The sequence below is a fragment of the Burkholderia sp. Bp8991 genome, from assembly GCF_003853795.1.
GTDB lineage: Bacteria > Pseudomonadota > Gammaproteobacteria > Burkholderiales > Burkholderiaceae > Burkholderia.
Genome location: NZ_QTQJ01000001.1, coordinates 385083 through 398541, shown reverse-complemented (window position 1 = coordinate 398541; position 13459 = coordinate 385083). Strand labels below are relative to the sequence as shown.

Here is a 13459-nt window from a genome sequence, read left to right as displayed (position 1 = left end):
GCCCCCATGTCGAATGTACCTAAAAGTCCCGCGCCGACGCGGGCCAAAGCGCCGTCGGCGAAGCACCCGGATGGTGCGGCCGACGCGCGTCAGCAGCAGGAAAAGCCGGCGGGCAAGCCGGCCCACGCGCCGCGCGGCGACGAACGGCGTGGCGATGCGCGCCAGCCGTCCGCGAAGGGCGCACCGCAGGGCGCCGGCGAGCGCGCTCCGCGCCGCGAGCGTGCGCCGCGCACCACCGTCGCGCCGAATCCCGTTCCGCCGATCACTTACCCCGAAAGCCTGCCGGTGTCGGGCAAGCGCGACGAAATCGCGCGCGCGATCGCCGGTCATCAGGTTGTCATCGTCTGCGGCGAGACGGGTTCGGGCAAGACCACGCAGTTGCCGAAGATCTGTCTCGATCTCGGCCGCGGCCTCGGCGCCGGCGGCACGGGCCTGATCGGCCATACGCAGCCGCGGCGCCTGGCCGCATCGTCGACCGGCCGCCGGATCGCCGAGGAACTCGGCACGCCGTTCGGCGAGGTGGTCGGCTACAAGGTGCGCTTCACCGACAATCTCGCGCCGGGCGCGTCCGTCAAGCTGATGACGGACGGCATCCTGCTCGCCGAGACGCAGACCGATCCGCTGCTGAAGGCGTACGACACGCTGATCATCGACGAGGCGCACGAGCGCAGCCTGAACATCGACTTCCTGCTCGGCTACCTGAAGGAGATCCTGCCGCGGCGGCCCGACCTGAAGCTGATCGTCACGTCCGCGACGATCGACGCCGATCGCTTCGCGCGCCATTTCGGCACCGACGAGCGCCCGGCACCCGTGATCGAGGTGAGCGGGCGGCTGTATCCGGTCGAGATGCGCTATCGCCCGGTGGCCGAGGATCGCCCGGCGGTGAAAAACGCCGAAGGCACGGGCGGCCGCGACCGCGTGAAGACCGCGCGCGAGGCCGAGCGCGACCTGATGGACGCGATCGTCGACGCGGTCGACGAACTGTGCCGCGAAGGCCCCGGCGACGTGCTGGTGTTCCTGCCCGGCGAGCGCGAGATCCGCGAGGCGGCCGAGGCGCTGCGCAAGCACCATCCGCCGCACACCGAGATCCTGCCGCTGTTCGCGCGGCTGTCGGCGGCCGACCAGGACAAGGTGTTCAAGGCGTCGAACGCGCGCCGCATCGTGCTCGCGACCAACGTGGCCGAAACCTCGCTGACGGTGCCGGGCATCCGCTACGTCGTGGACACCGGCCTCGCGCGCGTGAAGCGCTATTCGTACCGGAACAAGGTCGAGCAGCTCCAGGTCGAGTCGATCTCGCAGGCCGCCGCGAACCAGCGCGCGGGCCGCTGCGGCCGGGTGGCCGACGGCGTCTGCATCCGCTTGTACGAGGAAAGCGACTACCAGGCGCGCGCGCGCTTCACCGATCCGGAAATCCTGCGCTCGTCGCTCGCGTCGGTGATCCTGCGGATGAAATCGCTGCACCTGACGGCGATCGAATCGTTCCCGTTCCTCGAGCCGCCGCCCGGCCGCGCGATCGCGGATGGCTACCAGCTGCTCAACGAACTCGGCGCGGTCGACGACGACAACGCACTGACGCCGCTGGGCCGCGAACTCGCGCGGCTGCCGCTCGATCCGCGCGTCGGCCGGATGATTCTCGCCGCGCGCGACCAGCAGTCGCTGCGCGAGGTGCTGATCATCGCGAGCGCGCTGTCCGTGCAGGACCCGCGCGACCGGCCGATCGAAGCGCAGGAGCAGGCCGACCAGGCGCACCGCCGGTTCGCCGACGAGCGCTCCGAATTCCTGCAGTGGCTGAAGATCTGGGCGTGGTTCGAAGAGGCCGTCGCGCACAAGAAGTCGAACCGCCAGCTGATCGACGCGTGCCGGCAGAACTTCCTGTCGCACCTGCGGCTGCGCGAGTGGCGCGACGTCCATTCGCAGCTGCTGACCGTCGTGCGCGAACACGGCTGGCGCCTCAACGAGGTCGAGGCGACCTACGAGCAGGTGCATCTGGCCCTGTTGACAGGCCTGCTCGGCAACCTCGGCATGAAGGCCGACGACGATCCGCACTACCTCGGTGCGCGCGGGATAAAGTTCTATCTGTGGCCGGGCTCCGCGCTCGCGAAGAAGGCCGGCCGCTGGGTGATGGCGGCCGAACTCGTCGAGACGAGCCGGCTGTACGCGCGCTGCCTCGCGAAGATCGAGCCGGAGTGGGTCGAGAAGATCGGCGCGCACCTGCTGAAGAAATCGCTGTCGGAGCCGCATTGGGAAAAGCGTCCCGCGCAGGTCAGCGCGTTCGAGCGCGCGACGCTGTACGGGCTGCCGATCTACCACCGCCGGCGCGTCGCGTTCGGCAAGCAGGACCCGGCGCGGGCGCGCGAGCTGTTCATCCGCGGCGCGCTGGTCGAAGGCGAATTCGACACGAAGCTGCCGTTTTTCGCGCACAACCGCAAGCTGCTCGCCGACATCGAGCAGCTCGAGCACAAGTCGCGCCGGCAGGACGTGCTGGTCGACGACGAGCTGATCTACGCGTACTACGACCAGGCGATTCCGGAAGGAATTCACACGGGCGTCGCGTTCGAGCGCTGGTATCGGGATGAAGTGAAGAAGGGCGGCCAGGCGGAGGACAAGCAGCGCCTGCTGTACCTGTCGCGCGACGACCTGATGCGCCACGAGGCGGCGGGCGTCACGACCGAGCTGTTTCCGAAGCGCGCGACGATGGCCGGCGTCGAGATGGCGCTGACCTACCACTTCGAGCCCGGTACGCCGCGCGACGGCGTGACGCTCGCGGTGCCGCTGTACGCGCTGAACCAGGTCGACGCGCGCCGCTGCGAATGGCTCGTGCCGGGGATGCTGAAGGAAAAGGTGCAGCTGCTGCTGAAGTCGCTGCCGCAGAAGCTGCGCCGGCATTGCGTGCCGCTGCCCGAGTACGCGGCCGGCTTCGTCGAGCGCACGGGCCGCGAGCGCTTCGGCGCGGGCGGGCTCGTCGAGGCGCTGATCGCCGACGTGCGCGGCGAGACGCAGGTCGCGATGAAGACGGCCGACTTCAAGCTCGAGACGCTGCCCGCTCACCTGTTCATGAACTTCAAGGTGATCGACGAGCACGGCCGCCAGCTCGCGATGGGGCGCAATCTCGCGCAACTGCGCCAGGAACTCGGCGCGCAGGCGCAGCAGCAGTTCCAGAAGATCGCGGCGGCGTCGACGATCGCGCCCGGCGGCGAAGCCGGCGCGGACGACGCGGGCGCCACGCCGGCGCCGGCGGCCACGGCGGGTTCCGCGGCTTCGACGGCGAAGGGCGGCAAGCCGGGCAAGGGCGTCGCACCGCACACGGCCGCCCCGGCGGAAGCCGGCGCGACCGCGCTGTACGAGAACCTGACGACGTGGAACTTCGGCAAGCTCCCCGAGTTGCTGGAGATCCGCCGGCGCGGCCAGACGCTGTACGGCTATCCGGCGCTCGTCGATCGCGGCACGCATTGCGACGTCGAGGTGTTCGACTCGCCGGAGGAGGCCGCGCGGATCCACCGGGCCGGCTTGCGGCGGCTGTTCGCGCTGCAGCTGAAGGAGCCGATCAAGTTCCTCGAGAAGAACCTGCCGGGGCTGCGCGAGATGGCGATGCAGTACATGTCGCTCGGCACGCAGGACGAGCTGCGCGACCAGCTGATCGACACGGCGCTCGACCGCGCGTGCCTGCAGGATCCGCTGCCCGACGACGACGCGAGCTTCCACGCGCGCCGCGACGAAGGCCGCAGCCGCCTGAACCTGCTCGCGCAGGAGATCGCGCGGCTCGTCGGGCAGATCCTCGCCGAGTACGCGGGGCTCGCGAAGAAGCTCGCGCAGGCCAAGCCGTTCGCACAGGCCCACGCGGATCTGCAGCAGCAGCTCGCCGCGCTGGTCGGCAAGCGCTTCGTGATCGACACGCCTTACGTGCAGCTTGCACACTTCCCGCGCTACCTGAAAGGCATCGCGCTGCGGATCGACAAGCTGAAGGCCGACCCGGCGCGCGACGCGAAGCAGTCCGGCGAGCTGCTGCCGCTCGTCCAGCAGTACCAGCGCGCGGTGTCGCAGCGCGGCGGCGTCGCCGACCCGCGGCTCGCGGAATTCCGCTGGCTGCTGGAGGAACTGCGCATTTCGCTGTTCGCGCAGGAACTGCGCACGCCGATGCCTGTCTCTGTCAAGCGTCTGCACAAGGTCTGGGAGTCGATGCAGCGCTAGCGCAACGGCGGTTGTCCGGGCCCGCGCCGGCGGCCGGCCCGGCAGGCCGCGCGGCGCCTGCCGCGGCGGGCCGCACGGCGGCCGCGGCGTGCGTCGAAGTGGCGCAGGGCCGACTTCCGTCAACCGGCAGGGCCGGTCGAGCGTTTTACAATCACTGCTGTTCCACGACGTGAGTCTTCATGCGCACTTTCCTTTCCTTCGGCCGCACGCTTGCGCTGGCCGCCGCCGTGCTGGCGCCTGCCGCGCACGCGAATAACGTGATCATCCTCAATTCGGCCGAAGCGACGCTTTCCCTGATCGACCAGCAGACCCGCCAGGTCGTCGGCACGATGCCGACCGGCAAGGAGCCGCACCACCTGATGGCGACGCCGGACAATTCGTCGCTGATCGTCGCGAATTCGGTCTCGAACAGCCTGATGTTCGTCGATCCGAAGACGGGCAAGCTGCAGCGCACGGTCGAAGGCATCGAGGATCCGTACCAGCTCGGCTTCTCGCCCGACAACAAGTGGTTCGTGTCGACCGGGCTGCGCCTCGACCGGCTCGACATCTACAGCTACGACGGCCGCGACCTGCATCTCGTGAAGCGCTTGCCGCTCGCGGTGATGCCGAGTCACATCGCGTTCACGAAGGACAGCAAGACCGTGCTCGTGTCGCTGCAGGTGTCCGGCGAGATCGCGGCGGTCGACCTCGCGACGCAGACGGTCAAGTGGAAGATGCCGGTCGGCAACGTGCCGGCGGGCCTGTGGATGACGCCGGACGACAAGTACCTGCTGGTCGGCATGACGGGCGCCGATTACGTCGCGGTCGTCGACTGGCGCAATCAGAAGGTCGTGAAGACCATCCAGACCGGCAAGGGCGCGCACAACTTCCGCTCGCTCGCGGACGGCACGCACGTCGCGATCACGAACCGGGTCGCGAACACGATCAGCATCATCGACGAGAACACGCTCACCAAGGTCGGCGACATCACCGGCCTGCTGCCGGGCCCGGACGACATGGAGCTGTCCGCCGACAAGAAGACGCTGTGGGTGACGTTCCGCTTCGCGAAGAAGGTCGGGATCATCGACCTGGCCTCGCGCAAGCTGGTGCAGACGATCTCCGTCGGCCGTTCGCCGCACGGCATCTACTTCTACGACCGCGCGCCGTGGAAGGCTGCGAACGGCGCGTGACGGGCGGAGGCGGACGATGCTGCACCTGATCGATGCGTTCGTGTCGGACATCCAGACCTGGCTGTACGTCGACGTCGTGCAGCCGCTCCTCTTCAAGTTCAACCTGATGGACTACGACGAGGACACCTACGACGCGCTGTACTGGGTGATCATCGGCGCGCTCCAGATGGTGCTGATGTTCGCGCTGCTGCGCCCGCTCGAGGCGCTCGCGCCCGTCGAGCGCTGGAAGAACCGCCGCGCGGTGCGGGTCGACGTGATCTATACCGCGATCTCGAAGCTCGGCATCTACACGCTGTTCTTCTTCTTCGCGCTGCAGCCGGTGTTCGACCGCCTCCAGGCGTGGCTGCGCCTGCACGGCGTTGCGAACGTCAACCTCGATTATCTGTGGCCGGGCGTGACCTCGCGGCCGATCGTCGCGTTCGCGATCTACCTCGTCGTGCTCGACTTCGCCGGCTACTGGTATCACCGCTGGCAGCACAAGTTCGGCATCTGGTGGGAGCTGCACGCGGTGCATCACAGCCAGCGGCAGATGTCGTTGTGGTGCGACGACCGCAACCACCTGCTCGACAACGTGCTGCAATCGTGTTTCTTCGCGGCGATCGCGCTCGTGATCGGCGTGACGCCGTCGCAGTTCGTCGTGCTGACCGCGGTCACGAACTTCGTGCAGAGCATCCAGCATACGAATGCGCGGCTGTCGTTCGGCTGGCTCGGCGAGCGCCTGCTCGTGAGCCCGACCTTCCACCGGCGCCACCACGCGGTCGGCTACGGTCACGAAGGCACCAAGTACGGCTGCAACTTCGGCGTGCTGTTCCCGTGGTGGGACATGATGTTCGGCACCGCGTCGTGGAACCGCACGGTCGAGCCGACCGGCATCCGCGAGCAGGTCGAAGGCGTGTCCTACGGCGAAGGCTTCTGGGCGCAGCACGGCCTCGCGTTCGTGCGGATCTTCCGGCGCCTCTTTCCCGCGAAGCGCGGCGCGGCGTCGGCCTGAGCGCGTCACTTTCCCGTTGAACGGCTTTCCCGCACGGCCCGCATGCGCTTTGGCGCCTGCGGGCCGTGTGGTTTATCCTTTTCCCGTTTTTCATCGTCGATACAGGTTCGCATGAACGACTTGCTGCGCTCCTTCGTCCGGGCGTTCGCCAGCGCGCTGCACCCGCGCATGCTGTGGCTCACCCTGATGCCGTTCGTCGTCTCCGCGCTGCTGTGGGGCGTCGTGCTGTGGTTCTCGTGGCAGACGCTGATCGACGCCGCGCGCGGCGCGCTCGACGGCTTCGTGCTGACCGCGGCGCTGTACCGCGCGTTCGACGCGCTCGGGATGTCGCAGCTGCATGCGGTCGTCGCGCCGTTCGTCGTCGTGTCGCTCGCGATTCCGCTGATCGTGCTGACCGTGCTGCTGCTGATCGCGACGATCTCGATGCCGGTCGTGATCAGGCACCTGTCCAACCGGCAGTTCGCCGCGCTGGAGGCGAAGCGGGGCGGCACGTTCTTCGGCAGCGTGTTCAATTCGCTCGGCGCGGCGATCGTGGGCGTCGTGCTGCTCGTCGTCACGATTCCGCTGTGGCTGATCCCGCCGTTCTTCGCGTTGTTGCCGCCGGTGATCTGGGGCTGGCTCACGTACCGCGTGATGACCTACGACGCGCTCGCGCAGCACGCGAGCCGCGACGAACGCCGCGCGCTCGTGCGCCAGCATCGCTGGCCGCTGATCGGCATCGGCGTCGCGACCGGGCTGCTCGGCACCGTGCCGACCTTCGTGTGGGTGTCGTCGGTCTGGATGATGGTGCTGTTTCCGTTCGTGGCGGCGGCCATGATCTGGGTTTACGCTTTCATCCTCGTCTTCTCGGCGCTGTGGTTCGGGCACTATTGCCTGCGCGCGCTGGACGACCTGCGTGCGAGTTCGCGCGCCACCGCAATCGACATGGGGCAGGCATGAGCATCGGCATCATCATCATCGGCGACGAAATCCTTTCGGGCCGCCGGCAGGACAAGCATCTGGCGAAGGTCATCGAACTGCTCGGCGCGCGCGGCCTCGCGCTCGACTGGGCCGAATACGTCGGCGACGATCCGGCGCGGATCACCGCGACGCTCGCGCGCGCGATCGCGTCGGGCGACATCGTGTTCTCCACGGGCGGGATCGGCGCGACGCCGGACGACCACACGCGCCAGTGCGCGGCCGCCGCGCTCGGCGTGCCGCTCGTGCTGCATCCGGAAGCGAAGGCGCTGATCTCGGAGCGCATTCGCGAGACGCACACCGATGCGGCCACGCCGGTCGACTTCGAATCGCCGGAAAACCAGCATCGCTTCAACATGGGCGTGTTCCCGGCGGGCGCGACGATCATCCCGAACGGCTATAACCGGATTCCCGGTTTCTCGGTCGGCGATCTCCATTTTGTGCCGGGCTTCCCGGTGATGGCGTGGCCGATGATCGAATGGGTGCTCGACACGAAGTACCGGCATCTCCATCACGCGACGCCGCACGCGGAGCGCTCGCTGTACGTGTTCGAACTGCCGGAGTCGACGCTCACGCCGCTGATGGAGAAGATCGAGCGCGATTTCCCGAGCGTGCGCGTGTTCAGCCTGCCGAGCGTCGGCGATGCCGAGCGCGGCGGGATCTATGCGCGCCGGCATATCGACCTCGGCGTGAAGGGCGAGCCGGAGGCGGTCGCGGCCGCGTTCGTGAAGCTGCGCGAAGGCGTGCACCTGCTCGGCGGCGACGTGGTCGAACCGGAGGCGCCGCGCGCCTGAAGGCCTGAAGGCCGCGCGCGGCGATCGCGCATGCGGGCCGTGGCACGGCCCCGCAAAAACCACGGGCCGCGCAACGCGGCCCGTCATCGGGATGTCATCGCCCGGCTCGACGATGTGGCAGTCGGGCGTGCCTGGGCGGATGCGCCGTCAGGCGCCGATCCACGGCAGTTTCCGGAAGCACCAGCCGTCGACCGTCTTGCGGTGGCCTTCGGCATCCTTGCCGCCCTCGAAGCCTTCGAGCAGGTCGAAGGCCTTCGTGAAGCCGGCCTGCGTCGACGCGACCGCGGCGAGCTTCGAACGCGCGGCGCTGCGGCACAGGAACAGGATCGGCGTATCGGCCGGGAGGGCCGCTTTCAGTTGATCGATGAATTCGGCGTTCGGCACGCCGCCCGGATAGCGCGTCCATTCGAGGTGCAGGTACTGGCCGTCGCCGACGAGCGGGCGGCCGATCCAGTCGAGCTCGGCGCGGGTGCGCACGTCGACGAGGCGTGCCGACGGGTCGAGCTGCAGCAGTTCGAATGCCTCGGCCGGCAGCAGGGCGCCGGCATAGTTGAGCGCGCCTTGGGCGCGGCGTTCTTCGGCCTTCGCGTAAAGCTGGTCGAGCGTACTCATGGCAGGAGGTCTCCGTATCGGTCAAACGAACATTCTAGCGCGGCGCCGCCGCGCGGATGTCCGCGTGCCCGGTGGCGCATGCACCGCCCACGCGCTCACCAAAAGAGTGCAGAATGGCACGAATGCACCAAAAAGATTCGTCGACGCCGTCGCCTCCCCGGGATTGCACCGTTGCGGTGCGGAGGCGCCGCCGCCGGTGCGGCGCCCGGCCCCGGAATCGCGCAGCCGGGCCCCGCTACGGCGCGGGTCGGCGTGATTCGCGTCGGTTTTGCGATGGTTGGCACGGAAGCTGCTATATAGAATTCGGTCGACCCGGGGCACGCTGCGCCAAAGCCAGACTCCGGGCAGCTCGATAAACGAGGCGGTTCCCAGTCCGCCGGAATTGTTCAATCAGGAGAAGAGGTTATGAGTAAAACCGTCGCCGACGTCATGCAGCTCGTGAAGGACGAGGACGTCAAGTTTGTCGATTTCCGCTTCACGGATACGCGCGGCAAGGAACAGCACGTGTCGGTGCCGGTTTCGGCGTTTGACGAAGACAAGTTCGAAAGCGGCCATGCATTCGACGGCTCGTCGATCGCCGGCTGGAAGGGCATCGAGGCGTCGGACATGCTGCTCATGCCGGATCCGAGCGCCGCATTCGTCGACCCGTTCTATGAAGAGTCGACCCTCGTGCTGACCTGCGACGTGGTCGAGCCGGCCGACGGCAAGGGCTACGAGCGCGACCCGCGTTCGCTCGCGAAGCGCGGCGAAGCGTACCTGAAGAGCACGGGCATCGGCGACACCGCCTACTTCGGTCCGGAACCGGAATTCTTCATTTTCGACTCGGTCCAGTGGAACACGGACATGTCGGGCTGCTTCGTGAAGATCAACTCGGAAGAAGCACCGTGGTCGTCGGCCAAGGAATTCGAAGGCGGCAACACGGGCCACCGTCCGGGCACGAAGGGCGGCTACTTCCCGGTCGCGCCGGTCGACACGTTCCAGGACATGCGTTCGGAAATGTGCCTGCTGCTCGAACAGCTCGGCATCCCGGTCGAAGTGCACCACCACGAAGTGGCGGGCCAGGGCCAGAACGAAATCGGCACGAAGTTCTCGACGCTCGTGCAGCGCGCCGACTGGACGCAATGGTCGAAGTACATCATCCACAACGTCGCGCACTCGTACGGCAAGACGGCGACGTTCATGCCGAAGCCGGTCGTCGGCGACAACGGTTCGGGCATGCACGTTCACCAGTCGATCTGGAAGGACGGCCAGAACCTGTTCGCGGGTAACGGCTACGCGGGCCTGTCGGAACTGGCGCTGTTCTACATCGGCGGCATCATCAAGCACGCCCGTGCGCTGAACGCGATCACGAACCCGACGACGAACTCGTACAAGCGTCTGGTCCCGCACTTCGAAGCACCGGTCAAGCTCGCATACTCGGCGCGCAACCGTTCGGCATCGATCCGCATTCCGCACGTGTCGAACCCGAAGGGCCGCCGTATCGAAACGCGCTTCCCGGATCCGATGGCGAACCCGTACCTGTGCTTCACGGCGCTGATGATGGCCGGCCTCGACGGGATCCAGAACAAGATCCATCCGGGCGAAGCCGCCGACAAGAACCTGTACGACCTGCCGCCGGAAGAGGACGCAAAGATCCCGACCGTCTGCGCAGGCCTCGACCAGGCACTGGAAGCGCTCGACAAGGATCGCGAGTTCCTGACGCGCGGTGGCGTGTTCACCGACGGCATGATCGATGCGTACCTCGCGCTGAAGGAGCAGGAGCTGGCGAAGTTCCGCATGACGACGCATCCGATCGAGTTCGAGATGTACTACTCGCTGTAATCGGCGATGGCGCTTCGATTCAGCGCCGTCATGCCGGTTCGTTCCCGTCGCGTGGCCTGCGGCGGGAACCGCGGAGTCTGAAGGGGGACGGCGTCCAGCCGTCCCTTTTTTGTTCCGAAAATTTCCAATTTCCGACCCGGTAACGCGCGACGACACGCACGATGGCTCTGAAGAATCTCATCAAGGCGAAGACGGGGCAGCCCGAGCGACTGACGGAAGACGAGCGGCTCGCGCGCTCGGGCCTGCTTGCGGGGCTGGAAGCGCTGCCGACGGCCGTGATCGTGCTCGACCGCAAGACGCTGCGGGTCGCGTTCGCGAACCCGTCCGCGGAGGCGATGCTCGACATCTCGCGCCGGCAGCTCGCGCAGCGGCCGTGGGGCGAGATTTTCCCGAATGCGAACGAACTCGCGTCGACGATCACCGCGATCGGCCAGGAGCGCTTTCACGCGACGCATCTCGATACCGTGCTCGACCGGCCCGGCCGCGAGCCGCTGCACGTGCATGCGATCGTCGGCTTCCTCGAGACCGTGCCCGATTTCGTGCTCGTCGAGCTGTTCGAGAACGAACGGCAGTCGCGCACCGATCGCGAGGAGCGCATCCACGACCTGACCGCGGTCAACAAGCAACTGATCCGCAACCTCGCGCACGAGATCAAGAACCCGCTCGGCGGCATTCGCGGCGCAGCCCAGCTGCTCGAATTCGAACTGAGCGGGCGCGAGCGCGGCGAGTTGCGCGAATACACGCAGGTGATCATCAAGGAGTCCGACCGCCTGCAGACGCTCGTCGACCGGTTGCTGGAGCCGCACCGGCATCCGCACATCGTCGGCGACGTGAACATTCATGAAGTATGCGAACGCGTGCGCGCGGTGATGCTCGCGGAATTTCCGCGCGGGCTCACCATCGAGCGCGACTACGACGTGAGCGTGCCGGACTTGCGCGGCGACAAGGAGCAGCTGATCCAGGCGCTGCTGAACATCGTGCGCAACGCGGCGCAGGCGCTGCGCGAGCGGATCGCGCAGGGCGACGCGAAGATCGAGCTGCGCACGCGTATCGCACGCAAGGTGACGATCGCGAAGCGCCTGTACAGGCTGGCACTGGACTTGCACGTGGTCGACAACGGGCCCGGCATTCCGGAGGAGATCCGCGACCGGATCTTCTACCCGCTCGTGTCCGGGCGCGACGACGGCAGCGGCCTCGGCCTCACGCTCGCGCAGACGTTCGTGCAGCAGCACGACGGGATGATCGAGGTCGAGAGCCGGCCCGGTCGTACCGAATTTCAGATCCTGCTGCCGCTCGATCATTGAGCGGCGGCATGGCGATTCACCGGATTCACCCATACCTGACCGACCTATGAAGCCGATCTGGATAGTAGACGACGATCAATCGATCCGCTGGGTGCTCGAAAAGGCACTCGCCCGGGACAGCTTCGCGACGAAGAGCTTCGCGAACGTGCGCGACGCGCTGGCCGCGCTCGACCACGAGACGCCGCAGGTGCTCGTGTCCGACATCCGGATGCCGGGCGGCTCCGGCCTCGAGCTGTTGCAGGCGATGCACGAGCGCCTGCCCGGCCTGCCCGTCATCATCATGACGGCGTTCTCCGATCTCGACAGCGCCGTCGCGGCGTTTCAGGGCGGCGCGTTCGAATATCTCGCGAAGCCGTTCGACGTCGACAAGGCGGTCGAGCTGATTCGCCGCGCGGTCGAGGAGAGCCTGCGCGGCGGCGCGCCGCAGGACGAGCGTGTGGCCGAAGCGCCCGAGATGCTCGGCCAGGCGCCCGCGATGCAGGACATGTTCCGCGCGATCGGCCGCCTGTCGCACTCGGCCGCGACCGTGCTGATCACCGGCGAGTCGGGCACCGGCAAGGAGCTCGTCGCGCGGGCGCTGCACCGTCACAGCCCGCGGGCCAACGGGCCGTTCATCGCGCTGAATACCGCGGCGATTCCGAAGGACCTTCTCGAATCCGAACTGTTCGGCCATGAGCGCGGCGCGTTCACCGGCGCGCAGACGACGCGCCAGGGCCGCTTCGAGCAGGCCGAGAACGGCACGCTGTTCCTCGACGAAATCGGCGACATGCCGTTCGACCTGCAGACGCGCCTGTTGCGCGTGCTGTCGGACGGCCAGTTCTATCGGGTCGGCGGCCACAACCCGCTGCGCGCGAACGTGCGCGTGATCGCCGCGACGCACCAGAATCTCGAGTCGCGCGTGCGGCAGGGGCTGTTCCGCGAGGACCTTTACCACCGGCTCAACGTGATCCGGCTGCGGCTGCCGCCGCTGCGCGAACGCAGCGAGGACATCGCGCTGCTCACGCGCCACTTCCTGCAGAAGAGCGCGCGCGATCTCGGCGTCGAGCCGAAGCGCGTGTCCGACGAAGCGCTCGCGTATCTGACGTCGCTCACGTTTCCGGGCAACGTGCGTCAGCTCGAGAATCTCGCGAACTGGCTGACCGTGATGGCGCCCGCGCAGACGGTCGAGATCAAGGACCTGCCGCCCGACCTCGTGCCGGCAGGCGCGCCGGTGACGGCGACGGCCGACGGCGTGGATGCGCACGCCGGCACCGGCATGGGCGGTGGCGACATCGCGCGCGTGCAGCCGGCGGCGGGAGCGCCGTTGACGGCAGCCCCCGTCGCGGCCGCGCCGAATGGCGCACCGGCCGGCTATCCGATGTGGGAAAGCGGGCTGCGTACGGAAGTCGCGCGGCTGTTGCGCGAGAATTCGGCCGACGTGATGGACGAGCTCGCGCGCCGCTTCGAGGCGGCCGTGATCCGCGAGGCGCTCGATTTCACGCGCGGCCGCAAGGTCGAGGCGGCAGAGCGGCTCGGCATCGGCCGCAACACGATCACGCGCAAGATCCAGGAACTGCATCTGGAGCCGTAAAGCCTCTGTCGCGGCATGCGCGTGCGTCGCGCATGCCGCGATCGGACATAATC

General features: G+C 67.8%; 9 protein-coding genes. 8 read left to right on the top strand and 1 reads right to left on the bottom strand.

The window, feature by feature from the left end; translation table 11 throughout:
- Nucleotides 1-6: 6 nt before the first annotated feature.
- The 5 genes from hrpA to DIE02_RS01855 all read left to right on the top strand — a co-directional run bounded on the left by hrpA (nt 7) and on the right by DIE02_RS01855 (nt 8099).
- Complete coding sequence (gene hrpA, locus DIE02_RS01875; protein ID WP_124488326.1) at nt 7-4188, top strand: ATP-dependent RNA helicase HrpA; 4182 nt, start codon at nt 7-9, stop codon at nt 4186-4188.
- A 179-nt stretch (nt 4189-4367) separates the two neighbouring features.
- On the top strand, nt 4368-5357 hold the full coding sequence (locus tag DIE02_RS01870) for a beta-propeller fold lactonase family protein (protein WP_044847670.1): 990 nt from the start codon (nt 4368-4370) through the stop codon (nt 5355-5357).
- A gap of 16 nt (nt 5358-5373) precedes the next feature.
- A complete protein-coding gene (locus DIE02_RS01865) occupies nt 5374-6348 on the top strand; it encodes a sterol desaturase family protein (RefSeq protein ID WP_124488325.1) in 975 nt (324 codons plus the stop codon).
- A gap of 111 nt (nt 6349-6459) precedes the next feature.
- Nucleotides 6460-7287 (top strand): EI24 domain-containing protein, encoded by an 828-nt coding sequence (locus tag DIE02_RS01860; protein WP_044849102.1) that lies wholly within the window; start codon nt 6460-6462, stop codon nt 7285-7287.
- Nucleotides 7284-8099, top strand: a complete 816-nt coding sequence (locus DIE02_RS01855; RefSeq protein ID WP_044849103.1) for a molybdopterin-binding protein — start codon at nt 7284-7286, stop codon at nt 8097-8099. The genes DIE02_RS01860 and DIE02_RS01855 overlap by 4 nt, the downstream gene beginning before the upstream one ends.
- A 147-nt stretch (nt 8100-8246) precedes the next feature.
- On the opposite strand, the gene DIE02_RS01850 is transcribed toward DIE02_RS01855, so the two are convergent.
- Entirely contained in the window at nt 8247-8711 is a 465-nt protein-coding gene (locus DIE02_RS01850) for a rhodanese-like domain-containing protein (protein WP_044849104.1), read from the bottom strand.
- A gap of 405 nt (nt 8712-9116) precedes the next feature.
- Between DIE02_RS01850 and glnA the strand changes: the two genes are divergently transcribed.
- From glnA to ntrC, 3 genes are all read left to right on the top strand, one after another.
- Nucleotides 9117-10532, top strand: a complete 1416-nt coding sequence (gene glnA, locus DIE02_RS01845) for a type I glutamate--ammonia ligase (RefSeq protein ID WP_044849105.1) — start codon at nt 9117-9119, stop codon at nt 10530-10532.
- A gap of 161 nt (nt 10533-10693) precedes the next feature.
- Entirely contained in the window at nt 10694-11836 is a 1143-nt protein-coding gene (glnL, locus tag DIE02_RS01840; protein ID WP_044849106.1) for a nitrogen regulation protein NR(II), read from the top strand.
- Between the two features lie 46 nt (nt 11837-11882).
- A complete protein-coding gene (gene ntrC, locus DIE02_RS01835) occupies nt 11883-13406 on the top strand; it encodes a nitrogen regulation protein NR(I) (protein WP_124488324.1) in 1524 nt (507 codons plus the stop codon).
- Nucleotides 13407-13459 lie beyond the last annotated feature (53 nt).